This window comes from Streptomyces sp. NPDC090045 (assembly GCF_044747975.1).
Lineage (GTDB): Bacteria > Actinomycetota > Actinomycetes > Streptomycetales > Streptomycetaceae > Streptomyces.
The window spans coordinates 118,777-142,254 of record NZ_JBIVFA010000001.1; the positions used below are offsets into that span (position 1 = coordinate 118,777).

The following is a 23,478-nucleotide window of genomic DNA, read 5'->3' on the forward strand; positions in this document are numbered from 1 at the left end:
TCTTCTTCTCGGCCGCGGGGGCGGCAGCCGTGGTCACAAGGTCCTCCAGTGGGCAAGGCGCCGCCAGGGGGAAACGGGGACGGCGACGTCTTAGAAAGGGGGGATACACGGGGGCTCGAACGCGCCTCGTGGTCTACACCAATTGTGGTGTAGACCAGTTGTAACACGGTGAGGGTTAGATAAGGAACCTTCGATTTCCTGTGGCCTGGATCACATATCCCGGGGTATGCCGAAGGGCCCCCGGATCGTGATCCGAGGGCCCTTGACGGACCGCGTTCCCACCCTGCCGGGAGGCTCAGGCCTTGATGGTCTCCGCCTGCATCGCCGCGATCTCCTCGTCCGACTCGCGCCCCGGAGTCGGGATGTCGAACTTGGTGATCGCGAAGCGGAAGACGACGTAGTACACCACCGCGAAACACAGGCCGATCGGAATGATCAGCAAGGGCTTCGTCGCCAGGCCGAAGTTGATGACGTAGTCGATCAGACCCGCCGAGAAGCTGAAGCCGTCGTGGACGCCCAGGCCCCACGTCACCGCCATCGACACACCCGTCAGCACCGCGTGGATCGCGTACAGCACCGGCGCCACGAAGAGGAACGAGTACTCCAGCGGCTCGGTGATGCCGGTGACGAAGGACGTCAGGGCCACCGACAGCATCAGGCCGCCGACCTCCTTGCGCCGGGCCGGCTTCGCGCAGTGGGTGATCGCCAGCGCCGCCGCCGGAAGCGCGAACATCATGATCGGGAAGAAGCCGGTCAGGAACAGCCCCGCGTTCGGGTCGCCCGCCAGGAACATGTTGATGTCACCGTGCAGCGTCTCTCCGTCCGGCTTGGTGTAGCTGCCGAACTGGAACCACACCGGAACGTTCAGGAACTGGTGCAGGCCGATCACCAGCAGCGCGCGGTTGGCGACACCGAAGATTCCGGCACCCCAGGAACCCAGCCCCACCAGCCAGTCGGAGAAGCTCTCCAGCGCGCTGCCGACCGGCGGCCAGACCCACAGGCAGAGCGCCGCGAACCCGATCGCCACGAACGACATGATGATCGGGACCAGCCGGCGGCCGTTGAAGAAGCCCAGCCAGTCGACCAGCTTGACCCGGTGGAAGCGCTGCCAGAACCAGGCGGAGAGCAGGCCCATGATGATGCCGCCGAACACTCCGGGGTTCTGGTATGTGAACTCCACGAAGGTGTCGTTCGGCCCCAGGCAGCCGCCGCCGATGTCCCTGGTGCCGACCGGGCAGGTATTGGGGAAGGCGTGCAGCACGCCCCGGTAGACGAGGAAGCCCGCCACCGCCGCGAGGGCCGTCGAGCCGTCGGCCTTCTTGGCCATGCCGATTGCGACGCCGATGCAGAAGAGCAGCGGCAGGCCGAGGTCCGCGTTCAGCAGCGCGCCGCCCGCCGCCACCATCACCCTGGACACGATGGTCCAGCCCAGGCCCTCCTCGCCGAAGACGCCGGGCTGCCCGAGCCCGTTGAGGAGCCCGGCCGCGGGCAGCACCGCGATCGGCAGCTGCAGGCTCCGCCCCATCTTCTGCAGCCCCGGGTACAAGCCGCTCCACCACTTCCGCTGCTGCGGTGCTGCTGCTGCGGCGCTGCTCGCACTCATCGGCGTCTCCCTGAACGGCCCGTTTTGGCAGGGGCAGCACGTGCGGCACACTGGTGTAGACCAGTCGCGGTGGCAGGCTGCTGCTGATCGTCATGATTCGGCAGACCCAGGTCATGCGCTCGTGTAGATGGGCCAACCGTGCGTTACCGTGACAAAGCGGATTGCGCAGGTCGTTCTTCGTAGAACTCAGGGAGAAACACATGGCCACCAAGGCTGAGAAGATCGTCGCCGGGCTCGGCGGCATCGACAACATCGAAGAGGTCGAGGGCTGCATCACCCGCCTGCGCACCGAGGTCGTCAACCCCGACCTCGTCGACGAGGCCGCGCTGAAGGCCGCCGGCGCCCACGGCGTCGTCAAGATGGGCACCGCGATCCAGGTCGTCATCGGCACCGACGCCGACCCGATCGCCGCCGACATCGAAGACATGATGTGACCCGGACCCATTAGGGCCATGTGCGCGGCGGACCCCGTCCCGGAACCACCCGGACGGGGTCTTCGCGTTCCCCCGCAGGGACTAGGCTCGGAGCCATGTCTCGCATCGACGGCCGTACGCCCGAACAGCTCCGCCCGGTCACCATCGAACGCGGATGGAGCAAGCACGCCGAGGGCTCCGTCCTCATCTCCTTCGGAGACACCAAGGTCTTCTGCACCGCCTCCTTCACCGAAGGCGTCCCGCGCTGGCGCAAGGGCAGCGGCGAAGGCTGGGTCACCTCCGAGTACTCGATGCTGCCGCGCTCCACCAACACCCGCGGCGACCGCGAATCCGTCCGCGGCAAGATCGGCGGCCGCACCCACGAGATCTCCCGCCTCATCGGCCGCTCGCTGCGCGCCGTCATCGACTACAAGGCCCTCGGCGAGAACACCATCGTCCTGGACTGCGACGTCCTCCAGGCCGACGGCGGCACCCGCACCGCCGCCATCACCGGCGCCTACGTCGCCCTCGCCGACGCCGTCGCCTGGGGCCAGCAGAAGAAGCTCATCAAGGCCGGCCGCAAGCCGCTCACCGGCACCGTCGCCGCCGTCAGCGTCGGCATCGTCGACGGCGTCCCGCTCCTCGACCTCTGCTACGAGGAGGACGTGCGCGCCGAGACCGACATGAACGTGGTCTGCACCGGCGACGGCCGCTTCGTCGAGGTCCAGGGCACCGCCGAGGGCGAGCCCTTCGACCGCAAGGAACTGAACGCCCTCCTCGACCTCGCCGCCGGCGGCTGCGCGGACCTGGAAGCCATCCAGCTGGGCGCGCTCGAACTCTAGGCGAACCCGAGGCGGCAACCGCCGGGCCCGGCCCGGCGTCTAGCAAGACACGGGCGCACGGTGTCACAGCCGTGCGCCCGTCCACGCATCCGAATCCTGCTCCCGGGGAGAACCGCATGAAGCTCCGCATCGCGGCCATAGCCGTGGCCGCCGTACTGACCGTCCCGGCCCTGTCCTCCTGCGACGCGATCTCCACGGCGATGGACTGCGCGAACACGGCGGTGGCCATCACCGACGGCGCGAACGACCTCCAGCAGGCGGTCTCCCAGGCCGGCAACAGCCCGCAGGACGCAAAGAACGCGCTCGACCAGATCGAGGCCAACCTCAAGAAGATCGGCGACCAGACGGACAACGCCGACCTGGGCAAGGCCATCGACTCGATGAACACGGCCGTGAAGAACGTCCGCACCTCCATCGAGAGCGGCAACAGCGTCCCGGACATCCAGCCGGTCGCGGACGCGGCCAGCGAGATCTCCAAGGTCTGCACCCCGGGATAATGGGCGCATGACCTCGACGCCCAGCCGCCTGATCCTGGCCACCCGCAACGCGGGCAAAGTCTCCGAACTCCACGCCATCCTGTCCGAAGCCGGCCTGCCGCACGAGCTGGTCGGCGCGGACGCGTACCCGGAGATCCCGGACGTCAAGGAGACCGGGGTCACCTTCGCCGAGAACGCCCTCCTCAAGGCGCACGCGCTCGCACAGGCCACCGGCCTCCCGGCGGTCGCCGACGACTCCGGCCTCTGCGTGGACGTCCTGAACGGAGCCCCCGGCATCTTCTCGGCCCGCTGGGCCGGCACGCACGGAGACGACAAGGCCAACCTCGACCTCCTGCTGGCCCAGCTCGGGGACATCGCGGACGAGCACCGCGGCGCGCACTTCTTCTGCGCGGCCGCCCTCGCCCTCCCCGACGGCACGGAACGCGTCGTCGAAGGCCGCCTCCTGGGCACCCTCCGCCACACCCCGTCCGGCACGGGCGGCTTCGGCTACGACCCGATCCTCCAGCCCCTGGGCGACTCCCGCACCTGCGCGGAACTCACCCCGGCCGAAAAGAACGCCATCTCCCACCGAGGCCAGGCCTTCCGCGCCCTGGTCCCGTTCGTCCGCGCCCTCCTGACCTGACGGGCGGATACGCCGACGGGCGGTGTTCCTCGTGAGAGGAGCACCGCCCGTTCGTCGTGGGCCCGGTGGGACTCGAACCCACGACACACCGGACCTAAACCGGCGCCCTCTGGCCAGCTGGGGTACGGACCCGTGCGAACACCTTACTGGTCGTCGACGGCAGTTCGTTGCGAAGGGATGGCCTTGCCCGACGGCTTGGCGAAGGTCGGAGTCTGGCTGTGGCACGAGGGGCACAAATAGCGCAGGTTCCCCCGGCGGTTGTCCAGCCGGTCGCCGTTGACGTGATCGATCTCAAGGACGAGTCTGCGGCCGCGCCAGACGTCCCCGATGCCGCACTCGGCGCACTCATCCGGGACGCCGGCCTTCAGCAGCTGTCGCCGCAACCGTTCGCCCGGGACCCTGCCGTCCTGTGGCTGCCTGAGCGAGAGCGTCGGCCCCAGCGCTCCCCTTGGGCGAGGGCTCCGAGAAGCCCCGAAATGCGATGTGTCGATCCCGAGAGTCGCGACTCGGCGGGCGATGTGGGTCTGGTTGCCCCCGACGTTGCTGATGCCGAGGCGGGTGACCACCTCCGCGATGGATGCGGACTCGGCCACCAGCTCCCTGAGCCGCTCTTCCGTGTGTCGTGCCCACTTCGTCGGGAAATGAGAACAGTCGACCCCGGCCTCCCGCATCTTCGCCCGCAGATAGCGCCTGCTGCCGGGGCTCGGGGTGCCGCCACACCATTGGACTGCGTCGTCCCAGTTGTTCGTCTGGCGGGCTGCCTCTTCCAGCAGCTCCCGCGTGTACCTGACCGCCATCGTTGCCCCCTCGTCCTCGGCCGCGCGTGCGGGCCTCGTACGGACTAACGGACCGATGGTCGGGCGGTTACGGCCGGTTTCGTCCGATAAGCGGAGCGGCCCGCCCCGGATTCGAGGCGGGCCGCTGCGTCGGGCGCGGGTGGGTCAGATGTTCAGGTCCTTGATGATCTTGGCTACGTGGCCCGTGGCCTTGACGTTGTAGAAGGCGTGCTCGACCTTGCCCGCCTCGTCGACGACCACCGTGGAGCGGATGACCCCGGTGACCGTCTTGCCGTACAGCTTCTTCTCGCCGTACGCGCCGTACGCCGTCAGGGTCTCCTTCTCCGGGTCGCCGACCAGGGTGACCTTCAGGTTCTCCTTCTCGCGGAACTTCGCCAGCTTCTCCGGCTTGTCCGGGGAGACGCCGATGACGTCGTAGCCGGCCGTGGCCAGGGCGTCCAGATTGTCCGTGAAGTCGCAGGCCTGCTTGGTGCAGCCCGGGGTCAGGGCGGCCGGGTAGAAGTAGACGATCACCTTGCGGCCCTTGTGGTCGGCGAGCGAGACCTCGTTGCCGTCCGCGTCGGGCAGGGTGAAGGCGGGGGCGGTGTCGCCCGGCTGAAGTCGCTCGCTCATCTGGACAGTCTCCTCAAGAGGGGATCGGTACGTCTCGAGACTAAGCTGACAGACTGTTCACCGGGGACTACCCCCCCACCCGACCACGACGACGGAGGCAGCGCGGTGCCCGAAGCCAGGACTCCCGCACAGATCGAGGCGGACATCGTCCGCCGCCGCGAGCAGCTCGCCGAGACGCTCGACGAGATCGGCGTGCGCGTGCACCCGAAGACGATCATCGGGGATGCGCGGGCCAAGGTCGCCTCGACCGTCGACCACACGGCCGGGCGGGCCTTCGCCACGGTGAACCGTGTCGTGACGGATCTGCGGGACAGCCTGCGCCACGACGACGGGACTCCGCGCCCCGAGCGGATCGTGCCGGTCGCCCTGCTCGCGGTGGGCCTCGTCGGTGTGCTTGTCCTGTCGGCACGACGCAGGCGCGCGTGACCCTGAGCGGCACGGGACGGGCGCGGGCAGGTAGGTTCGGGTCGTGAGCGAGAACACCACCCACGACAAGCTGCCCATCCGCATGCTGCACGACCGCGTGCTCGTGAAGTCCGACCTGCCGGAGGGCGAGCGGCGCTCGGGCGGCGGCATCCTGATTCCGGCGACGGCCGCGGTGGGCAAGCGGCTGGCCTGGGCCGAGGTGGTCGCGGTCGGGCAGAACGTACGGACGGTCGAGCCCGGGGACCGGGTCCTGTACGACCCCGAGGACCGGGCCGAGGTCGAGGTGCGGGGCGCGACGTACGTGCTGATGCGCGAGCGGGACCTGCACGCCGTGGCCGCCGAGCGGCTGGAGGGGTCGGAGGACTCCACCGGCCTGTACCTGTGAGCGTGCGCGCGATACCGAGCTGAGCTGAGCCGAAAAGGGCTGGTGGCCTTTGTCACCGGCCCTTTTCGCTGCCCTTTGCTACGGTGGAGGAGAACCCGACGAGACGCGCCGTACCGGGTACGACAAGACGACGCACCCCGTATCGCTCGATGTCTCGGAGGTGCCGTCATGGCCTGGGTTCTTCTTGTCGTCGCCGGTGTGATCGAAGTCGGCTGGTCGATCGGCATGAAATTCACCGAGGGCTTCACCCGGCTCTGGCCCAGCGTGTTCACGGGCGCCGGGATCGTCGCCAGCATGGTGCTGCTGTCCTACGCCGCGAAGACCCTGCCCATCGGTACCGCGTACGGGGTGTGGGTGGGCATCGGCGCCGCCGGCGCGGCCGTGCTCGGCATGGCGGTGCTGGGCGAGCCCGTCACCGCCTCCCGGATCTTCTTCATCTGTCTGCTGCTGGTCGCCGTGGTGGGGCTGAAGGTGACCTCCGGTCACTGACCCCCCGGGTCGGCGATCATTCGAGGAACGCCGACGGCGGAGGGCGCAGGCCATCGGCCGGCCCGCCGTCGGCGCCCTGGGTACCCGTCGCCCCCTGGGTGCCCTGGGTGCCCTGGCTGGTGCCGCCGTTGTCCTGACCGCCCTGCGTCTGGCCCCCGTTGTCCTGACCGCCCTGGCTCTGGCCTCCGTTGTCCTGACCGCCGTTGTTCTGTCCTCCCTGGTTCTGGCCGCCGTTGTTCTGACCCCCTTGGTTCTGGCCGCCGTTGTCGCGGCCGCCCTCGGTCTGTCCGCCCGTCGGCGGGCTCGGCCGTACCGGGGGCGTGGGCGTGAGCTCGTCGTCCGGCGTCTCCTGCGGAGGGTTGAATTCCGGGGAGGGTGGCGGGGGCTGCGCCGCGCCCGGCTGGAGTTCCAGGTCGAAGTCGACGGGGTCGGTGCCCTCCAGGGCGGTCTTCGTGTACGCGGCCCAGATCCGGGCCGGATAGCCGCCACCGCCAATACGGGGTTCGCCGAGGGCCCCGTAGAGCGACTGCAGGGTTCCGGTGTCCGGGTCCTGGCCCATCATCGAGACGACCGTGACGAGGTTCGGGGTGTAGGCCGCGAACCAGGCCGAGCGGTCCAGTTCGCCGGTGCCGGTCTTGCCGGCGGCCGGGTGGCCGGCGGCGAGAGCCGCCGAACCGGTGCCGTTGTCCACGACGCTGACCAGCATGGAGGTGGTGGTGTCGGCGGCCTCGCGGCTGATGGCCTGGACGGGGGTGCGCTCGGGCAGGCCGATCGTGTCGCCGCCCTTGGTGATCTTCTCCAGGAAGGTGTACGGGGTGCGGCGGCCGTGGTCGGCGAGGGTCGTGTAGGCCTGCGCCATGTCCAGGACGCTGGCCTGCATCGTGCCGAGCGCCATGGCGGGTCCCGGAACGAAGTTGGGGGTGTTCTCGGGGATGCCGAGGTCGATGGCGGTCCGCTTGACCTTGCCGGTGCCGACGTCGACCACCATCTGTGCGTACACGGCGTTGACGGAGAGGTCGGTGGCGGTGTTGACGGTGATGTTCCCGTACGAGACCTGGCCCTCGTTCTCGGGGTTGAAGCGGATCCGGCCGCCGACGACCGGGCGCCTGTTGTCGCCGTTGTAGACGGTGTTCGGGGTGATCCGGCGGCCGTCCTGGGTGCGGGAGTCGTTCTCGACGGCGGAGGCGAACACGAACGGCTTGAAGGTGGAGGCGACCTGGTAGTCGTGCCGGGTCGCGTTGTTGACGTACTGCTTGGTGTAGTCGATGCCGCCGTACATGGCGACGACCTTGCCGGTGGCCGGGTCGATGGAGACCCCGCCGGCCCGCACCAGCCGGTCCGCCTTGCGCGTTTCGGGGTCGAGCTTGCCGACCATCTGTTCGTCGACGGCGTCGACGAAGGCGTTCTGGCGGCGCTTGTCGATGGTGGAGGTGATCCGGTAGCCGCCCTCGGCGAGGGTCTTGTCGTCGAGGATCTTGTTCTCGACGATGTAGTCCTTGATCGCCTCCACCAGGTAGCCGCGCTGGCCGGACAGGCCGGCGGCCGCGCGGACCTTGCCGGGCTCGGGGAACTGCGTCGCGGCGCGCTCGGTCTCGGACAGCCAGCCCTTCTTGACCATGCCGTCGAGTACGTAGTTCCAGCGGGCGAGGGCGCGGGGGCGGCTCTGGGGGTGGGCGACCACGTCGAAGGCGCTGGGGGAGTTGAGGAGGGTGGCGAGGTAGGCGCCCTCGGCGGTGGTGAGGTTGCTGACGTCCTTGCCGTAGTAGGCCTGGGCTGCGGCCTGGATGCCGTAGGCGTTGCGGCCGAAGTAGCTGGTGTTCAGGTAGCCCTCGAGGATGTAGTCCTTCGACTTTTCGCGGCCGAGTTTGATCGCGATGAAGAACTCTTTGACCTTGCGTTTGATCGTCTGTTCCTGGCCCAGGTAGTAGTTCTTGACGTACTGCTGGGTGATGGTGGAGCCGGACTGGGTGCCCTTGCCGGTCGCGGTGTTCCAGGCGGCGCGGAGCATCGCCTTGGGGTCCACCGCCCGTTCGGAGTAGAAGTCCCGGTCCTCGGCGGCCAGTACGGACTCCTGCACGGTCCGCGGGATCTGGGAGAGCGGCACGTTGACGCGGTTGACCTCGCCGTCGCGGGCGATCTGGGAACCGTCGGAATAGAGATAGACGTTGGACTGGGCGGTGGCGGCGGCGTTGGCCGGCGGGATGTCGACCAGCAGGTAGCCGGCCATGAGGGCGCCGCCGACGAGCAGGGCCAGGAGCAGGACGGCGCCCAGGACCATGCGCCAGGTGGGGATGAGGCGGCGCCAGCCGGTCCGCTTCCGGCGGGGCCCCTTCCCCGGTGCGGGCGGGCCGGGTTGCGGCTGCGGCCGGGGCTGCGGCCGGTCCCCCGGCTGCCGTTCACCGGGTGGTCGGCGGGGCCCCTGGTTCGCCCGTGGTTGCCGTGCTTCGGGCGGGGTGTCCGGGTCGCGAGGGGTCCAGCCCGGGGGTGGTGACTGGTCGCTCATCTCCAGGACTCCTCGACGCCGTTCAAAATATCCACTTCTGTACCTCATGGTGTCTACCCGATGGCCGGTGTTTCCGCTCCGGACGGGCGTAAATCGGTCGCGTGGATCGCCCCTCCGCACTAAGCTCGCGCGCTTTGGCCGACGTAGGAACGACGTGGAAAACGGAGGGATACGGTGCGCCGGAGAGTGCGTCTCTACCTGGCGGTCGCGGCAGGGGGGTTCAGGCGGTACGCCACCTACGGGACGGCGACCGCGGCCGGGGTCTTCACCAACACCACGTTCGGTTTCATCGTCGCCTACACGTACATCGCGCTGTGGGACGAGCGTCCGGGGCTCGGCGGCTACGACCAGGCACAGGCCCTGACCTTCGTGTGGGTGAGCCAGTCGCTGCTCGCCGCAGGGGCGTTGATCGGCGGCGGCTTCCAGGAGGAGATCCAGGAGCGGGTGCGCACGGGCGACATCGCCGTCGACCTGTACCGGCCGGCGGACCTCCAGATGTGGTGGCTCGCGGCCGACATGGGCCGGGCGGGCTTCCAGCTGCTTGGGCGCGGGCTGGTCCCGCTGGTGGCGGGGGCGCTGGCGTTCCAGTTGGCGCTGCCCGCCGATCCGCTGCGCTGGCTGCTGTTCCTGCTCTCCGTCACGCTCGGGCTGGTGGTGAGTTTCGCCCTGCGCTACCTGCTGGGGCTGCTGGCCTTCTGGCTGATGGACGGGTCCGGGATCAACATGATGGCCACCGTCGTCTCGATCTTCTTCTCCGGGATGCTGCTGCCGCTGACCGTCTTCCCGGGCGCCTTCGGCGAGTTCGTGCGGGTCCTGCCGTGGGCGGCGATGCTGCAGGTTCCGATGGACGTCCTGCTGGGCAAGCACGCGGGGGCCGGGGGCGCGGCCGAGGCGCTGGGCTTCCAGGCCGGATGGGCGCTCGTACTGCTGGGCGCCGGACGGCTGCTGCAGTCGGCGGCGACGCGGAAGGTGGTGGTCCAGGGTGGCTGAGGCTGAGGCTGAGGCTGAGGCTGAGGCTGAGGCGGTGGAGGCGGCGGGGACCGTGGCGGCCGGGACCGTCGAGGCGGTGCCGGGACGGGAGTTGACGGCGCTGGGGGCGGGTCCGCGCGGCGGCCGCGACCGGGTGCGGGAGGCCCGTGAGGGGCTGCGCGGCTACGGGCTGATCGTGACGATGTGGATCCGGTCGACGATGACGTACCGGGCGTCCTTCGCGCTCGCCGCCTTCGGGAACGCGGCGATCACCCTCCTCGACTTCGTCGCGATCTTCATCATGTTCTCCCACGTGGACGCCCTCGGCGGCTTCACGCTGCCCGAGATCGCCCTCCTGTACGGGTCCTGCTCGGCCTCCCTCGGCCTGGCGGACCTGCTGATGGGGAACACCGACCGGATCGGCGCCCGCATCCGGGACGGTTCGCTGGACACGATGCTGGTGCGTCCGGTTCCGGTGCTCGCGCAGGTGGCGGCGGACCGGTTCGCGCTGCGCCGGCTGGGGCGGGTCCTGCAGGGGCTCGGGGTGCTGGGCTGGGCGGTCTGGACGCTGGACGTGGACTGGACGGCCGGGAAGGTGCTGATGGTGCCCGTGATGATCGTGGCTGGGGCGGCGATCTTCGCGGCGGTGATGGTGACCGGGGCGGCCTTCCAGTTCATCGCCGGGGACGCGGCGGAGGTGCAGAACTCCTTCACCTACGGCGGCTGCACGATGCTGCAGTACCCGCCCACCGTCTTCGGGAAGGACCTGCTGCGCGGGGTCACCTTCATCGTGCCGCTCGCCTTCGTCAACTGGCTGCCCGCGCTGTACGTGCTGGGGCGGCCCGATCCGCTGGGACTGCCGGGGTGGGTCGCGTACCTGAGCCCGCTGGTGGCCTTCGTGGTGTTCCTGCCCGCGTCGCTGGCGTGGCGCGCGGGAGTCCGTTCGTACCGAAGCACGGGGAGCTAGCTGTGGCCGACACGGATGCGCTGATCTCGCTGGACGGGGTCGAGAAGGTCTTCGACGTACGGCGCCGGGTGAGCCTGATGCGCCGGGAGAAACGCCAGGTGCGGGCGGTGGACGGGATCAGCTTCGAGGTCGCCCGGGGCGAGATGGTCGGCTACATCGGGCCCAACGGCGCAGGCAAGTCGACCACGATCAAGATGCTGACCGGCATCCTGACCCCGAGCGGCGGCCGGCTGCGGGTCGCGGGCATCGACCCGTCGCGGGAGCGGATGCGCCTCGCGCACCGGATCGGGGTGGTCTTCGGGCAGCGCACCACGCTGTGGTGGGACCTGCCGCTGAAGGACTCGTACGGGCTGATGCGGCGGATGTACCGGATCCCGGCGGCCCGGTTCGCGGAGAACATGGAGCGCTGCGTGGACCGGCTGGACCTGGCCGAGCTGCTCGACGTACCGGTACGGCAGCTGTCGCTCGGGCAGCGGATGCGCGGGGACATCGCGGCGGCGCTGCTGCACGATCCGGAGGTGCTGTACCTGGACGAGCCGACGATCGGGCTCGACGTGGTGAGCAAGGCGAAGGTACGGGGCTTCCTGCGGCAGTTGAACGAGGAGCTCGGGACGACGGTCCTGCTGACCACGCACGACCTCCAGGACATCGAGCAGCTGTGCGAGCGGGTGATGGTGATCGACCACGGGCGGCTGATGTACGACGGGGCGCTGGAGGGTCTGCACGCGGCGGGCTCGGCGGGCTCGGGGGAGAGCGAGCGGACCCTGGTGGTGGACCTGGAGCGGGAACTCGCGCCGATCGAGGTCGCGGGGGCGCGGGTGGTGAAGGTGGAGGGGCCGCGGCAGTGGCTGGCCTTCCCGGCGGGGACGTCGGCGGCCCCGCTGGTGGCGGCGGTGGCGGCGGAGTACCCGCTGGTGGACCTGTCGGTGCGGGAGCCGGACATCGAGGACGTGATCGCGCGCATGTACGCGGGCCGCGGCTGACTCCTCGGCCGCATGGCCGGCATCGGCTGATCCGTCGGCTCGCTCAGGGGAAAACCGGGGTCGATCTCAGGGACGCGTCCAGGGCCGCCCCATACAACTCCCGGGAAACCCTGCATAGTCTGGTGCGCATGACTGACGATCGGCCGGAGAAGCCGTTGCCGGAGCTGAGGGCGTCGGATGCCGACCGGGACCGGGTGGTGGAGCGTCTGCGGGACGCCGTCGCCGAGGGCCGGCTCGACATGGAGGAATTCGAGGAGCGGCTGGACGCGGCGTACAAGTCCCGGACGTACGCGGAACTGGAACCGCTGACGCGGGACCTTCCGGCGGCGGAGGGACCGGCCGCGCAGCCGGCACCGGTCGCCGGGTCGGGGGCGGCGCCGTGGGCGGGGCGGATCGGCGGGGCGGGCAGCTCGACGCTGGCCGTCGCGGTCATGTCGGGGTTCCAGCGCAAGGGCCGGTGGACGGTGCCCGCCCGCTTCGACGCGGTGGCGTTCTGGGGCGGCGGCGAGCTGGACCTGCGCGAGGCGGACTTCGCGCAGCGCGAGGTCGTGATCAACTGCGTCGCGATCATGGGCGGCATCGAGATCACGGTGCCGCCGGGGGTGGAACTCGACGTACGGGGCTTCGGCTTCATGGGCGCCTTCGACCAGCGCCACAGCCCGGGCCCGTCCCGGCCGGGCGCTCCGCGGGTGGTCGTCACGGGCTTCGCCTTCTGGGGCGGCGTGGAAATCAAGGTCAAGAACCCCAAACCCCCACTGGGCGGCCCGTCCCTCCGCAAAGAGCTGTAGCGCCCCTGGCCTCCGGCCGAGCGGTACGCCGACCTCCGCGAGCTGTGGGCCCGCGGCGCGGGCGAGCCGTCCTGCCGGAGCCGCCGAGCCCGGGCCGACCGGCCGCCCTGCGGACCCCGCGGGGCCGACGCCCGCCCCGACTGGGCCCTGCCCGCTGCGCTGGGGAGGCCCGTACCCCGTACTCCGGGCCCAGGGCCACCGCCTCCCGCCGCTGCCGCGCCGGGTCGGCGGCCCGGCCGGCGGGACCCGCTGCCCGGCGCGCCTCCGGCTAACGGGCCCGGGGCGCAGCCCCACCGAGGTCTCGGCTTCGGCCGACGGGCGGCCGGTGCCGGGCAGGGGCCGGCCCGGCACCGGCCAGCTCGACTCGCGGGCCCCTGCGCGGCTCGTCGCGGGAGCGGTACGGCGGGGTGCGGGGCCCAACCCCGTGCGGCCCGTCGCGGGAGCGGCGCAGGCGGGTGAGGGGCCTCGTACGGCCCGTTGCGGGAGTGGTGCGGCGGGGCGCGGGCCTCTCGTACCGCAGCCGTCGCGGGAGCGAAAAGGCGGGCGCGGGGTCACCCGTACCGCAGTCCTCGCGGGAGCGGAGAGGGCGGGGCGCGGGGCGGCCCCGTACCGCCGCCCCCGCGGGAGCGAAAGGGCGTGGCGGGAACTCCTCGGGCCTCCCGGGAGTCGGATGCTATGCAGACAAAACCGGCGCCCCCGGGGGAAGGCAGGAGCACGTGGAGAACCGCAGCACAGCCGGAGGCACCGCCCCGCCGCCGGCGCCGCCACCACCACCCGTACCGCCCCCCGCCCGCGGAGCGTTCGTGTTCAACGCCGCCGACGAGGAGCGCCGGCGCGGGGTCCGGCGGATGAAGACCTTCGCGACCGGTCTGCTGGTCCTGGTCGCGCTGGTCTACGTCCTGGCCAAGTACGCCCAGCACGCCTGGGGCGCCGGCGGCTGGGCCGCGTACGTGGCCGCCGCCGCCGAGGCCGGCATGGTCGGCGCGCTCGCGGACTGGTTCGCCGTCACCGCGCTCTTCAAGCGGCCGCTCGGCCTGCCCATCCCGCACACGGCGATCATCCCGACCAAGAAGGACCAGCTCGGCGTCACCCTCGGCGAGTTCGTCGGCGAGAACTTCCTCTCCTCCGACGTGGTCCGGGCCCGCCTCCACGCCCTCGGCATCGGCGGCCGCCTCGGCGCCTGGCTGGCCGAGCCCGCCCACGCCGACCGGGTCACGGCCGAGCTGGCGGCCGCCCTGCGCGGGGCCCTGACCGTACTGCGCGACTCCGACGTGCAGGCCGTCGTCGGCGAGGCGATCACCCGGCGCGCCGAGACCGCCGAGATCGCGCCGGGCATCGGCAAGACCCTGGAACGGGTCGTCGCGGACGGCGGCCACCGCCGGGCCGTCGACCTGATCTGCGCCAAGGCCCACGACTGGCTCGTCACGCACGGGGACTCGATCACGGACGCGGTCCAGGGCGGCGCCCCCGGCTGGACCCCGCGGTTCGTGGACCGCAAGGTGGGCGAGCGCGTCTACAAGGAGCTGCTCCGGTTCATCACGGAGATGCGGGACATGCCCGAGCACCCGGCGCGCGGGGCGGTGGACCGTTTCCTGCGGGACTTCGCGGCCGACCTCCAGTCGGACACGGAGACGCGCGCGAGGGTGGAGCGCCTCAAGTCCGAGATCCTGGCGCGCGACGAGGTCCAGGACGTCATCGCCTCCGCCTGGTCGGCGATCCGCTCGATGATCATCTCGGCGGCGGAGGACGAGCAGAGCGAGCTGCGCCTGCGGGTCCGCGCCTCGCTGATCTCGCTGGGTGCGCGGCTGGCCACCGACGGGCGGCTGCAGGCGAAGCTGGAGGGCTGGATCGAGGGCGCGGTGGTCTACGTCGTCACCACCTACCGGACCGAGATCACCTCGCTGATCACGGACACGGTGGCGGGCTGGGACGCCGAGCACACCTCCCGGAAGATCGAGGCCCACATCGGCCGCGACCTGCAGTTCATCCGGATCAACGGCACGGTGGTCGGCGCCCTGGCGGGCCTGCTGATCTACTCGGTGTCCCGCGCCTTCGGGGCGTAGCCCGAGCACAGCACGCCCCGGCTACGGAGTCGGCAGTGGCAGCTCCAGCTGGGTGTGCCCGCGCGCGGTGACGCCCGGCGGCGCGGGGCGGGCCGCGCCCAGGGCGAGGAGTGCGCGCAGCGCGCCGATCACGTCGGCCGGCCGGTCCCGGAGGATCGCCGGGGTCGTACTGGCGACCAGGACCCCGCGGGACTCCAGGCGCAGCCGGCGGTGCAGCGTGGCCTGCCAGGAGTCGCGCGTGTAGTGGTACTCCGCGGAGTCGACCTCCAGTGCCACGCCCTCCTCGGGCCAGTACGCGTCCGGGCTGGCGAGGAAGGCGCCGTCCGGGCCGTAGAGGCGGGCGTTCCACAACGGGGCGGGGAGGTCCGTGGCGGCCAGGGTGTCGCGGGCGCGGCCCTCGGCGATGGAGCGGACCCCGGCGACCAGCTCCGCCGCCGCCGCGCGGGCGGCGGGGCGGTTCGCGACACGGCCGGCGCGCAGTTCGGCGTGCAGGTCGTGAGGGTGGCACCAGCCGCCCTGGACGACGCTCGCGAGTACGGAGCGCACCAGGTCCGGATCGTCGGTGCGGGCCGCGAAGTCCGCGGCGGCCCGCACCGGGCGGCTGCTGGGGACGCCGTGGATGTGGATGGTCGCGGGCCAGCGGGAGGTCGAGGCGGGCCGGACGCGGCCGGCGGCCGTCACCGTGCGCGGGGAGCGGACGAGTACGTGCAGCGGGTCGGGCGGGGCGCCGCGGACGCCGAGGAGCGCGAGTGCGCCGCCGCCGGTGAGTGCGGCGGTCGCCCCGGAGAGCGGATCCGCGGCGGGCTCGGCGGCGTACAGGACGGCGGACAGCGCCTGCTGCCTGGGGTCCGGCGGGCCGGTCTGCAGGAGGTACACCCGTGGCAGGAGCCGCTGCCAGGGCCCTCCGTGGCGGCTTCGGCCGCTGATGGTGGCGGCCGGGATCCCGGCCTGCTTGAGCTGGTGGTGGGTGGCCAGGTTCAGCTGGCGGCGGGCGACGGCGATACGCGTGATCATGCCCCGGGTATGCCCGGTGGGGTGCGGGCGACGCTCAGGCCGAGGGGTGGTTCGGGGCGAGGAAGACGACGACGCCGTTCGCCGTTCCGGGCAGCGGGGCGACCTCGTGCCAGCCGAGCCGGCGGTAGGTGGCGACGGTGTCGGTGGCCACGCGTGCGGTGAGCAGCCAGGCACGGGAGTCCGGGGCGTCGGCGGTGATCTCGGCGAGGAGGGCGCGGCCGGTGCCGTGGCCGCGCGCGTGCGGGCGTACGGCGAGCTCGTCGATCTCCAGGGCGCCGATGAGGAGTTCCCGTACGCGCTGCCGGCCGAGCTGCGCGGTGACCTGCCCGTAGGCGCGGTCGGTGGGGAAGGCCTTGGGGGTCAGCCAGGCGGTGGCGAATCCGTCGATGCCGACGGGCGACTGGGCGAAGGCGGTACGGAATCCCGTGCGGCGGCTGTCGGCCTGGAGCCGGGCGGCGAACTGGCGAATGGTTTCTTCGTCTTCGTTCCACGGCGGCGCGGAGAAGACCTCGCCGTAGGCGTCGGCCAGTTCGTCCGACAGGTCCAGGACGGCCGGTCCATAACAGATCACGTTTGCAGCTCCTTGGGCCGGCTTGGGCGGCTTCGGTCGTATCGCCCCTCTCAGAGAGTGAATCTACGCCGGGGAGGTTCCATGGAGGGCAGGTGCGCGGATCCGGAGGGTGTGCGACAAATCCGACTTCCGTACGGTGCCGCGGACCACCCGTATCGGCGGCGCCCGGGCGGGCGTTGAACCCGGCAGGGCAAGAAGCCTCACGAACGCACGGACGCACCACACACCCCGGAGCCCAGCGTGCCCAACACCCTCATCACCCGCGTCCTGGTCGCCCTCGGGGGCGCCGCCGTGGCGTTCTTCATCATCCTGGGGGTGATGGCCGTCCTTCCCCGCGCGGTCCAGGACACCGTCCCGCCCGGTGTCCTCGGCGGAGCCGTCGTGGTGCTGGGGGTGGCGGCCGCCCGCCGCTTCACCCGCCGGCCGCGTTAGCCTCGACCGGTGACGTCCGAACGGCTGGAGGCCCCCACCATGGCGCAGATCCCCACCTCACTCGTGGCCGCAGGCGGCCTCCTCGGCGGCTACGCCGCCGCCCGCTGGACCGGCAAGCGCCCCCTGGGCGGTGTCGTCCTCGCAGCCGCCGGCACCGTCGCGGCCCGCGAATGGCACCGCCGCACGTCCCCGACGACGACGGCCCTCCTCGGCGCGGCCTACCTCGCCGCCTTCGCGGGCTCCCACCCCCTGGCAAAGAAGATCGGCCCCTGGCCCGCGGTCTTCACGGCAGCCACCACGATGGCCGCCGCCGCCTACGCGGCGGCCGACCGCTAGGGCGCCTCTTTCGGATCCCGCCGGGCCCGCCTAGCCGCTCAGGCCCTAGCCCCGCAGGCTGCTCAGCCCGCCCTGCCCCTCAGGCCTTCAACAGCCCCTCAAGCTTGTCGAAGCCCTGGGACCAGCCCTCGTCGTGCAGGGCGAGCCGCCCCTCGGTGGCGAAGCCGCCCTGTACGAAGACGAGCCGGGTCGAGCCCGTGCCGTCGTCGTGCAGCTCCAGGATCACGATCGTCTCCCGGTCCTCGGGGTCGGGGTCTTCCCAGCAGAAGGTGTACGACAGCAGGGCGGGCGGCTCCACTTCCAGGAATTCGCCGGTGAGGAAGAAGGAATCCCCTTCGGGCGGCTGCATCTCGATCCGATAGGCCCCACCGGGCCGCAGATCGCTTTCCACCCGGGGAATGCCGAACCCGTCCGGCCCCCACCACTTCGCCAGCTCCACGGGATCGGTCAGGGCCTGGAACACCACCCCGGGCGCTGCCGGGAACGTCCGCACCATACGGAGCCTGAGCGCACCATCCTGAGTCATCACGCCCCCTGACATGCGGCGGCAACAGCGGACCCCTCCATGGTAGAAGCCCGGACCCACCCTGTCGCAGGAACGCCGCAGCACTGCTCGTAGCTGACCCTGGGTTCACAGGGTGGGCCTACGGGGCGCTCTCGTTGCTGCCGTGGCACTCCGCGTACGGCTTGCCCGAGGTGCACCAGCAGGAGGAGGTGGGGGTGGGGGGCCAGGGGGTGGCTTTGCCGCGGGCGGCCAGGGTGGTGGCGTATTCGGCCAGGAGGGACGGGGAGGCCGGGGAGGTCTTTTCGGAGGCCGCGAAGGCCTCGTAGGACGGGACGCTCGCGGTGACGATGCCGAGGTTCGTGGTGCCCGAGGCGGCCAGGGCGCGGAGGGAGGTTTCGATCTCCCTCAGGTGAGCCTCGTGCGAGGTGTACTCCGAGGCGAGCGTGGGGTACGAGGTGAGGAGCTCGGCCAGTTCGCGCGCGGGCCAGTGGAGGATCGCCACCGGGAAGGGCCGGGAGAGGGCCGCGCGGCGGTCGCCCAGTTCGGCGCGTAGCCGGGCGATCTCGGCGCGCAGCTCGGCGGGGTCGTCGGAGCCCAGCGCCCAGATGCGCTTCGGGTCGTGGAGCTCGTCGAGGGGGATCGGGCCGATGTGGCGGGTGTCGGCGACCATGTCCCAGTCGTCGTGCGGGCGCCCGAGGAGGCGGCGTACCCGGTGGCGGCCCGTCAGGAGGGCGGTGGTGGCCTGGGTGAGCGGGTCGTCCTCCGTGATGAGGAGGGTCGCCGCTTCGGTGAAGCACTCGTGCGAGGCCTCCAACTCGTCGTGGGCCTCCAGGGCTTCCGCGATGACCTCCCACGGCGCCGGGTCCTTGGGGGAGGCGGCGCGGATGCCCGAGATGAGGGCGCGGGCCTCCGCCTCGTGGCCGTACTCCCACAGGTTCGCCGCCTGCAGGGCCTTGATCAGGTGGGGGTCGGAAGGTGAGGAGGACAGGAGTTGGTCGTAGAGGGCGCTCGCCCGGTCGCGTGCGTCGGCCAGTTCGAGGTGGGCCGCGGCCTGGAGGAGCAAGGGCTCCTGGTCCTCGGGGTAGCGGGTCGCCGTGCGGATGAGGCGCTCGGCTTCGGCGATGTGCTCGGCAGGCGTGTCGGGGCGCATGGTTCACACCGTACTGCTGCTGGTCAGTTGACGGGGGAGGACTTAGGGTGCCGCCCGTGCGGGATCACATACCTGTGGTGGTTCAGGGGCGTGGCCGGCGGGCGCGCCGGGGTGGGCTCGGGGGTGTGTTGTGGGCGGCCGCCGAGCTGACCGTCACCGTGGGCGTGGTGGTGTTGTTGCTGGTGGTGCACCAGGTGTGGTGGACCAACCGGCAGGCCGCGGCCGCCGCGCAGGAACAGGTCCAGGCCCTGGAGCGGTCCTGGGAGCGGGATCCCGCACCTGACCCTCCTCAAGTTCCGGAGCCGGCTGCGACTGGTCCCGTAGCCGTACCCGCCCCTGCACCTGTACCCGTACCAGGCCCCGCCGCTACGGCTGCCGGGCCCGAAGCCGGACGGGCCGCCCCGGCGCCGGCGCGGGACCGGGCGTACGCCGTGCTGCGCATTCCGCGCCTCGGCCTCGTCGTCCCCGTCGCGCAGGGGATCGACAAGCGGGCCGTCCTCGACAAGGGCTACGTCGGGCAGTACCCCGGGACCGCCGGGCCCGGGGAGCGGGGGAACTTCGCGCTGGCCGGCCACCGGAACACCCACGGCGAACCGTTCCGGTACGTCAACCGGCTGCGGGCGGGCGACGAGCTGATCGTCGACATGCGGGGGCGCCGGTACACGTACGTGGTCGGGAAGATCCTGAGCGAGACGACCGAGCGGGACACCGGGGTGATCGCGCCCGTGCCGCGGAGCCTGGTGAAGCCGGATCAGGGGTACGGCGAGCCCGGCGCGTACATCACCCTCACCACCTGCACGCCCGAGTACAGCTCCAAGTACCGGCTGGTGGTCTGGGGAACCCTCAAGCCGTCCTGAGCCGTTCCGTTGTCAGCAGGGCCGGTTACCATCGAACGCGTACGTGAATTGCGCGCGCGGAGTGGAGAGGGGGAGGTTCGTATGGCCGGCGTGTTCGCCCGGGTCTCGCGGGCCCTTGCCGTACTGCTCCCGCTGATGCTGCTCGGGGGAGCTCTCGGGCTCTTCACCGGGGAGACCGGGCTCGGCGCCGTCGTGGTGGCCCTCGCGGCCACCGTGGCCGTGGGCACCGAGGCCCTGGCCGCCGCCGCACGGCTCGTGCGGCCCGTCCCGCCGCATCGCATACGCACCGCGATACGTGATCGCGAGCAGCGCACGGCGTTCCTGCCGCAGCGTGATCCCGACGCCTCGGGCCGGTCGCGGCCCAGGGCACCCGGCCGCGCCCTCCCGACGGCCGCGTAGGGGCGCGCAGTACATCTCGTTGCTGTTCTTGTTCTTGTGCTTGTTCTCGCCTTCTGCTGACTGATCACTGTTGTCGCCCCTCGCGGGTCGTCACGCCGAAATGCACCTCTTTCGACGTTCGACGAGACCCTCCGGAGGGCCCACGTGTCCGTTTTCACCCACCTTGTTGCTGAGCTGGGCCGGCTTCTCGAGCCGGTACTGGCCCAGTCCGCGACCGCTGCCGCGATCGTGCTGTTCACCGTCCTCGTACGGCTCGCCCTGCACCCGCTGAGCCGGGCCGCCTTCCGCGGGGCGACCCCGGCGGCGGGGTGCCTGCCGCTGCTGCTCCAGCTGCCGGTGTTCTTCGTGATGTACCAGGCGTTCTCCTCGTCGAAGGTCGGCGGCGAGGCCAACGAGCTGCTCGGGCACCGGCTCTTCGCCGCGCCGCTGGGCTCCACGTGGACCGAGGCGCTGGGGGAGGGCGGCCTGTTCGGGGCGCAGGGGCTGGTGTTCCTCGGGCTGTTCGGTGCGATCGCGGTGGTCGCGGCGTGGAGTGCGGTGCGGGGGCGCAAGGCGGCGGCGGTGGCCGCGGAGGCCGCTGCCGCTGCCGCCGCGGCGACGCCGGCCGGCCGTGGCAAGGCCAAGCAGAAGCCGGGCGCCAAGCCGGGCGCCAAGGCCGGGGTCGTGGCCGAGGTGAGTGCCGAGCAGCAGGAGGTCATGCGCAAGCTGGGCGGCGTACTGCCCCTGCTGTCGTTCGGGACGCTGATCACGGCTGCCGTGGTGCCGCTGGCCGCCGGGCTGTACCTGCTGACCACCACCGCGTGGTCGGTGGCGGAGCGGATCTGGCTGCAGTACCGCAAGGAGCGGGCCGAGCGTGCGGAGAAGGCCGAGCCGACCGCGCAGGTGGAACAGGTGGCGTAGGTGGAGAGGGCGGAGACGGTAGCGGCCGGTGGAGCGGTGCGTTCCAGTCCGTGAACAGGGTCTTGCGGATTGGTCGGACATCTTGGAGGATCAACCAATCCTCCGATGGCCGCAACCCATCGGCCGGCCCGGGGCACGCCCATGGGCCGACCACCCACGACCACGGGAGAATGCCCATGAAGCTGCTGCGTGTCGGACCCGTCGGGTCGGAACGCCCCGCGCTGCTCGACCAGGACGGGACCCTGCGTGACCTGTCCGGCCTGATCACGGATGTGGACGGCGGCCTGCTGGCCGACGACTCCGTGCTGTCCCGGGTACGGGACGCGGCCGCGTCCGGTGAGCTTCCGGTCCTGGGCGCCGAAGGGCTCCGGATCGGGGCGCCGGTCGGCCGCATCGGCAAGGTCGTGGGCATCGGCCTGAACTACTTCGGGCACGCGGCCGAGATCGGCGCGGAGCCGCCGGCCGAGCCGATCCTGTTCCTGAAGGCCGCGGACACCGTGGTCGGCCCCGACGACACCGTGCTGATCCCGCGCGGCAGCGTGAAGACCGACTGGGAGGCCGAGCTCGGCGTCGTCATCGGCAGCACCGCCCGCTACCTGTCCTCCGCCGAGGAGGGCCTCGCGCACGTCGGCGGCTACGTGCTCGTCAACGACGTCTCGGAGCGCGAGTTCCAGATCGAGCGCGGCGGCACCTGGGACAAGGGCAAGAACTGCGAGACCTTCACCCCGCTCGGCCCCTGGCTGGTCACCGCCGACGAGGTCCCGGACCCGCAGGTCCTGGACGTGAAGCTGTGGGTCAACGGCGAGCTGAAGCAGGACGGCAACACCTCGGACCAGATCTTCCCGGTCGGCGAGGTCGTCCGGTACCTGAGCCAGTTCATGACCCTGTACCCCGGCGACGTCATCGTCACCGGTACGCCGGGCGGCGTGGCCATGGGCCAGCCGGAGCCGAAGCCGTACCTGCGGGCCGGTGACGTCGTGGAGGTGGCCATCGAGGGCCTGGGCCGTCAGCGCCAGGAGTTCAAGGGCGCCTAGGGAACACCCGAAAAGGGGGCGGGACTGCCATCGGCAGCCCCGCCCCCTTTCGCGTGCGTGCGGTGTGCGGTGTGCGGCGTGTCGGCCGGAATCACGCAGGTGTGGCGGGAACGTCCACCGCCACGCCCTCCGCGGACGACCTGCGGGCCGCCTCCAGCACCTCGAGGCAGCGCGCGGCCTCGTGCGCCGTGACCGGGGCCGGTCCGCCCGTGCGCAGGGCGGCCGCCACCGCCGCGTAGTACGCCGGGTAGTCGCCCGGCTCGGTCGGCAGCGGGGTTCCGCCGCCGGTCAGCGGGGACTCGCCGGAGCCCACCCGCCCCCACAGGTGCGGGGGCTCCTCGCCCCAGGGCGTCTCGCCGTCCGGGCGCAGCCCCTCGCGCAGGGCGCCCTCCTGCGGGTCGAGGCCGTACTTCACGTAGCCGGCCCGCGAACCCAGTACGCGGAACCGCGGTCCGAGCTGGGCGGTGGTCGCGCTGACGTAGAGGTGGGAGCGGATCCCGTTCGCGTGCGTGATCGCGATGAAGGTGTCGTCGTCGGTCTCGGCGCCCGGGCGGCGCGCGTCGGCCTCCGCGTAGACCCGTACGGCCGGACCGAACAGCACGAGCGCCTGGTCCACGACGTGGCTGCCGAGGTCGTACAGCAGGCCGCCGATCTCCTCCGGGGCGCCGGACTCGCGCCAGCCGCCCTTCAGCTGCGGGCGCCAGCGCTCGTAACGGGACTCGAAGCGCTGGATCTCGCCGAGTTCGCCCTCGGCCAGGAGACGGCGCAGGGTGAGGAAGTCGTTGTCCCAGCGGCGGTTCTGGAAGACGGAGAGGAAGGTTCCGCTGCGGTCCGCGAGGGCGGCGAGCGCGCGGGCCTCGGCGGCGGTGGCGGCCAGCGGCTTGTCCACGACCACCGGGACGCCGGCTTCGAGGGCGGTGGTGGCGAGCGGGACGTGCGTCCGGTTGGGGGAGGCGACCACGACGAGGTCGAGGTCGCGGTCCCACAGCTCGTCGGTGGTGGAGGCGATGTGGACGTCGGGGAACTCCCCGCGGGCCTGGGCCTGGCGGGCCGGGTCGGAGGTGACAACCGTGTCGAGGGCGAGTCCGTCCGTGGCGGCCACGAGGGGGCCGTGGAAGACGGAACCGGCGAGTCCGTAGCCGATGAGGCCGACGCGGAGGGGGGCGGAGGAGGAGGCGGAAGCGGGGGTACTCATGGAACCACTTTGGCAACAGTGTTGTCGAAGTGCAAGGAAGGTGGACAATGGACTCGTGAACAGGGGTAGCGGGGACGGGCGCGGCGGGGTGAACCTGCCGGCGCTGCGCGGGTACAACGAAGCGCT

Annotated in this window: 27 protein-coding genes, 1 tRNA gene and 1 riboswitch; of the genes, 18 read left to right on the forward strand and 10 right to left on the reverse strand. The window is 71.6% G+C overall.

Going from position 1 to position 23,478, the window contains the following annotated elements:
* Window positions 1-295: 295 nt before the first annotated feature.
* Window positions 296-1,603: a PTS transporter subunit EIIC gene (locus ACIPYQ_RS00515; protein ID WP_401244879.1), complete on the reverse strand. Its 1,308-nt coding sequence runs from the start codon at window positions 1,601-1,603 to the stop codon at window positions 296-298.
* 161 nt (window positions 1,604-1,764) lie between these two features.
* Between ACIPYQ_RS00515 and ACIPYQ_RS00520 the strand changes: the two genes are divergently transcribed.
* The 4 genes from ACIPYQ_RS00520 (at window position 1,765) to rdgB (ending at window position 3,977) form a co-directional block, all read left to right on the forward strand.
* Complete coding sequence (locus tag ACIPYQ_RS00520) at window positions 1,765-2,037, forward strand: PTS glucose/sucrose transporter subunit IIB (RefSeq protein ID WP_361768001.1); 273 nt, start codon at window positions 1,765-1,767, stop codon at window positions 2,035-2,037.
* A gap of 95 nt (window positions 2,038-2,132) precedes the next feature.
* Window positions 2,133-2,858: a ribonuclease PH gene (gene rph / locus ACIPYQ_RS00525; RefSeq protein WP_030717976.1), complete on the forward strand. Its 726-nt coding sequence runs from the start codon at window positions 2,133-2,135 to the stop codon at window positions 2,856-2,858.
* 116 nt (window positions 2,859-2,974) lie between these two features.
* Window positions 2,975-3,355 (forward strand): hypothetical protein, encoded by a 381-nt coding sequence (locus ACIPYQ_RS00530; RefSeq protein ID WP_361768004.1) that lies wholly within the window; start codon window positions 2,975-2,977, stop codon window positions 3,353-3,355.
* Between the two features lie 7 nt (window positions 3,356-3,362).
* The gene (rdgB, locus tag ACIPYQ_RS00535) at window positions 3,363-3,977 is read left to right on the forward strand and encodes an RdgB/HAM1 family non-canonical purine NTP pyrophosphatase (protein WP_401244882.1); all 615 of its coding nucleotides are present in this window, start codon (window positions 3,363-3,365) and stop codon (window positions 3,975-3,977) included.
* A 57-nt stretch (window positions 3,978-4,034) separates the two neighbouring features.
* Here rdgB and ACIPYQ_RS00540 read toward each other — a convergent pair.
* From ACIPYQ_RS00540 to bcp, 3 genes are all read right to left on the reverse strand, one after another.
* Window positions 4,035-4,109 (reverse strand) — tRNA-Leu (locus ACIPYQ_RS00540).
* Between the two features lie 11 nt (window positions 4,110-4,120).
* A complete protein-coding gene (locus ACIPYQ_RS00545; protein WP_401244884.1) occupies window positions 4,121-4,774 on the reverse strand; it encodes an HNH endonuclease in 654 nt (217 codons plus the stop codon).
* Window positions 4,775-4,918: 144 nt separating this feature from the next.
* Window positions 4,919-5,386: a thioredoxin-dependent thiol peroxidase gene (gene bcp, locus ACIPYQ_RS00550; RefSeq protein WP_401244886.1), complete on the reverse strand. Its 468-nt coding sequence runs from the start codon at window positions 5,384-5,386 to the stop codon at window positions 4,919-4,921.
* Window positions 5,387-5,491: 105 nt separating this feature from the next.
* On the opposite strand from bcp, the gene ACIPYQ_RS00555 reads away from it, so the two are divergent.
* From ACIPYQ_RS00555 to ACIPYQ_RS00565, 3 genes are all read left to right on the forward strand, one after another.
* A complete protein-coding gene (locus tag ACIPYQ_RS00555; RefSeq protein WP_361768016.1) occupies window positions 5,492-5,812 on the forward strand; it encodes a DUF3618 domain-containing protein in 321 nt (106 codons plus the stop codon).
* Between the two features lie 43 nt (window positions 5,813-5,855).
* Window positions 5,856-6,197 (forward strand): co-chaperone GroES, encoded by a 342-nt coding sequence (locus tag ACIPYQ_RS00560; protein WP_030009035.1) that lies wholly within the window; start codon window positions 5,856-5,858, stop codon window positions 6,195-6,197.
* 67 nt (window positions 6,198-6,264) lie between these two features.
* Window positions 6,265-6,334: riboswitch (guanidine-III (ykkC-III) riboswitch) on the forward strand.
* Window positions 6,335-6,365: 31 nt separating this feature from the next.
* On the forward strand, window positions 6,366-6,686 hold the full coding sequence (locus ACIPYQ_RS00565) for a multidrug efflux SMR transporter (protein ID WP_319728230.1): 321 nt from the start codon (window positions 6,366-6,368) through the stop codon (window positions 6,684-6,686).
* A gap of 16 nt (window positions 6,687-6,702) precedes the next feature.
* On the opposite strand, the gene ACIPYQ_RS00570 is transcribed toward ACIPYQ_RS00565, so the two are convergent.
* Entirely contained in the window at window positions 6,703-9,189 is a 2,487-nt protein-coding gene (locus ACIPYQ_RS00570) for a transglycosylase domain-containing protein (RefSeq protein ID WP_401244888.1), read from the reverse strand.
* A gap of 186 nt (window positions 9,190-9,375) precedes the next feature.
* Between ACIPYQ_RS00570 and ACIPYQ_RS00575 the strand changes: the two genes are divergently transcribed.
* From ACIPYQ_RS00575 to ACIPYQ_RS00595, 5 genes are all read left to right on the forward strand, one after another.
* Window positions 9,376-10,179, forward strand: a complete 804-nt coding sequence (locus ACIPYQ_RS00575; RefSeq protein WP_401244889.1) for an ABC transporter permease — start codon at window positions 9,376-9,378, stop codon at window positions 10,177-10,179.
* A 34-nt stretch (window positions 10,180-10,213) separates the two neighbouring features.
* Window positions 10,214-11,125 (forward strand): ABC transporter permease, encoded by a 912-nt coding sequence (locus ACIPYQ_RS00580; RefSeq protein WP_401244891.1) that lies wholly within the window; start codon window positions 10,214-10,216, stop codon window positions 11,123-11,125.
* 2 nt (window positions 11,126-11,127) lie between these two features.
* A complete protein-coding gene (locus ACIPYQ_RS00585; RefSeq protein ID WP_361768025.1) occupies window positions 11,128-12,108 on the forward strand; it encodes an ATP-binding cassette domain-containing protein in 981 nt (326 codons plus the stop codon).
* Window positions 12,109-12,236: 128 nt separating this feature from the next.
* Entirely contained in the window at window positions 12,237-12,896 is a 660-nt protein-coding gene (locus ACIPYQ_RS00590) for a DUF1707 domain-containing protein (protein WP_401244893.1), read from the forward strand.
* Between the two features lie 848 nt (window positions 12,897-13,744).
* Window positions 13,745-14,959, forward strand: coding sequence for a DUF445 domain-containing protein (locus tag ACIPYQ_RS00595; protein ID WP_401246065.1), 1,215 nt, complete (start codon window positions 13,745-13,747; stop codon window positions 14,957-14,959).
* Window positions 14,960-14,980: 21 nt separating this feature from the next.
* Here ACIPYQ_RS00595 and ACIPYQ_RS00600 read toward each other — a convergent pair whose 3' ends face one another.
* Both ACIPYQ_RS00600 and ACIPYQ_RS00605 read right to left on the reverse strand, forming a co-directional pair.
* Complete coding sequence (locus ACIPYQ_RS00600) at window positions 14,981-15,973, reverse strand: hypothetical protein (protein ID WP_401244895.1); 993 nt, start codon at window positions 15,971-15,973, stop codon at window positions 14,981-14,983.
* A 34-nt stretch (window positions 15,974-16,007) separates the two neighbouring features.
* Complete coding sequence (locus tag ACIPYQ_RS00605) at window positions 16,008-16,544, reverse strand: GNAT family N-acetyltransferase (RefSeq protein ID WP_401244897.1); 537 nt, start codon at window positions 16,542-16,544, stop codon at window positions 16,008-16,010.
* Window positions 16,545-16,784: 240 nt separating this feature from the next.
* On the opposite strand from ACIPYQ_RS00605, the gene ACIPYQ_RS00610 reads away from it, so the two are divergent.
* On the forward strand, window positions 16,785-16,976 hold the full coding sequence (locus ACIPYQ_RS00610; protein WP_401244899.1) for a hypothetical protein: 192 nt from the start codon (window positions 16,785-16,787) through the stop codon (window positions 16,974-16,976).
* Window positions 16,977-17,015: 39 nt separating this feature from the next.
* Window positions 17,016-17,312 carry a hypothetical protein gene (locus ACIPYQ_RS00615; RefSeq protein ID WP_361768094.1) on the forward strand — a complete coding sequence of 99 codons (297 nt, stop codon included), beginning with the start codon at window positions 17,016-17,018 and terminating at the stop codon, window positions 17,310-17,312.
* Between the two features lie 79 nt (window positions 17,313-17,391).
* On the opposite strand, the gene ACIPYQ_RS00620 is transcribed toward ACIPYQ_RS00615, so the two are convergent.
* Window positions 17,392-17,808, reverse strand: coding sequence for an SRPBCC domain-containing protein (locus tag ACIPYQ_RS00620; RefSeq protein ID WP_401244901.1), 417 nt, complete (start codon window positions 17,806-17,808; stop codon window positions 17,392-17,394).
* A gap of 148 nt (window positions 17,809-17,956) precedes the next feature.
* Window positions 17,957-18,967, reverse strand: coding sequence for an SEC-C domain-containing protein (locus ACIPYQ_RS00625; protein ID WP_361768046.1), 1,011 nt, complete (start codon window positions 18,965-18,967; stop codon window positions 17,957-17,959).
* Between the two features lie 125 nt (window positions 18,968-19,092).
* Between ACIPYQ_RS00625 and ACIPYQ_RS00630 the strand changes: the two genes are divergently transcribed.
* The 4 genes from ACIPYQ_RS00630 to ACIPYQ_RS00645 all read left to right on the forward strand — a co-directional run bounded on the left by ACIPYQ_RS00630 (window position 19,093) and on the right by ACIPYQ_RS00645 (window position 22,157).
* Window positions 19,093-19,824 carry a class E sortase gene (locus ACIPYQ_RS00630; protein ID WP_401244903.1) on the forward strand — a complete coding sequence of 244 codons (732 nt, stop codon included), beginning with the start codon at window positions 19,093-19,095 and terminating at the stop codon, window positions 19,822-19,824.
* An 81-nt stretch (window positions 19,825-19,905) separates the two neighbouring features.
* On the forward strand, window positions 19,906-20,223 hold the full coding sequence (locus ACIPYQ_RS00635; protein ID WP_401244905.1) for a DUF6412 domain-containing protein: 318 nt from the start codon (window positions 19,906-19,908) through the stop codon (window positions 20,221-20,223).
* 144 nt (window positions 20,224-20,367) lie between these two features.
* Window positions 20,368-21,123, forward strand: a complete 756-nt coding sequence (locus tag ACIPYQ_RS00640; protein ID WP_401244907.1) for a YidC/Oxa1 family membrane protein insertase — start codon at window positions 20,368-20,370, stop codon at window positions 21,121-21,123.
* Window positions 21,124-21,299: 176 nt separating this feature from the next.
* A complete protein-coding gene (locus tag ACIPYQ_RS00645; protein ID WP_362238938.1) occupies window positions 21,300-22,157 on the forward strand; it encodes a fumarylacetoacetate hydrolase family protein in 858 nt (285 codons plus the stop codon).
* A gap of 91 nt (window positions 22,158-22,248) precedes the next feature.
* On the opposite strand, the gene ACIPYQ_RS00650 is transcribed toward ACIPYQ_RS00645, so the two are convergent.
* Entirely contained in the window at window positions 22,249-23,352 is a 1,104-nt protein-coding gene (locus tag ACIPYQ_RS00650) for a Gfo/Idh/MocA family oxidoreductase (protein ID WP_401244909.1), read from the reverse strand.
* Window positions 23,353-23,478 lie beyond the last annotated feature (126 nt).